Source organism: Streptomyces sp. CA189, assembly GCF_056428985.1.
Genome location: NZ_JBWJVM010000194.1, coordinates 1 through 857 on the forward strand (window position 1 = coordinate 1; position 857 = coordinate 857).

The 857-nt window shown below is 67.2% G+C and carries 1 protein-coding gene; it reads left to right on the plus strand.

Annotated features, from left to right (window positions below; translation table 11 throughout):
• The coding region (locus AC061S_RS44485) for an IS982 family transposase (RefSeq protein ID WP_478691583.1) at positions 1-837 on the plus strand (837 nt) is incomplete at its 5' end.
• Positions 838-857: the final 20 nt, after the last annotated feature.

Here is an 857-nt window from a genome sequence, read left to right on the forward strand (position 1 = left end):
GCTCCGTGGCGGCCGCGAGTGGGCCTGGAGCCGAAGCTCAGCGACGCGGAGCTGGTCACCCTCGCGGTGATGCAGGCCCTGCTGGGCTTCGTCTCCGAGGCCCGCTGGCTACGCCATGCCCACGCCCACCTGCGGTATCTCTTCCCGTACCTGCCCCAGCAGCCGGGCTGGAACAAGCGTCTGCGACGGTCCGCCGGCCTGGTCAAAGCGGTCTTGCGGGAGCTGGCCACCGACACCGTCCTGTGGACGGATGACGTGTGGATCGTGGACTCCACGCCAGTGGAGTGCGGACGTTCCCGCGAGACCGCAAAACGCTCTGACCTGGCCGGATGGGCCGAGTATGGCTACTGCGCCAGCCACTCGCGGTTCTTCTGGGGCCTGCGCCTGCATCTGGTCTGCACCCTGCACGGCCTGCCCGTTGCGTTCGCTTTGACCGGCGCGAAGGCCGTCGAACGCAAGGTACTGCTCGACATCTTCCACGTCGAGCCCGGCCTGCTCGCCGACCGCCGCAGGCCGACTCTGCTCGCGGACAAGAACTACTACGGCCGCGATTTCGAACGGGATCTGGCTGGACTGGGAGTCCGGCTGCTGCGGCCGGCCCGCAAGGGCGAACCCGAGCGGGCCGGAGCAGCACTGTTCAAGCCGTTACGACAGCTGATCGAGTCGGTCAACCAGACCCTGAAAGGTCAGCTCGACCTCGAACGGCACGGTGGCCGCACACCCGCCGGGGTCACCGTCCGAGTCCTGCAACGACTCCTCGCCCTGACCGCCGCGATCTGGCACAACCACAAGACCGGTGGACCCGTCATCCGATCACTGACCGCCTACGACCACTGACCTCGGAATCAATCATCTAG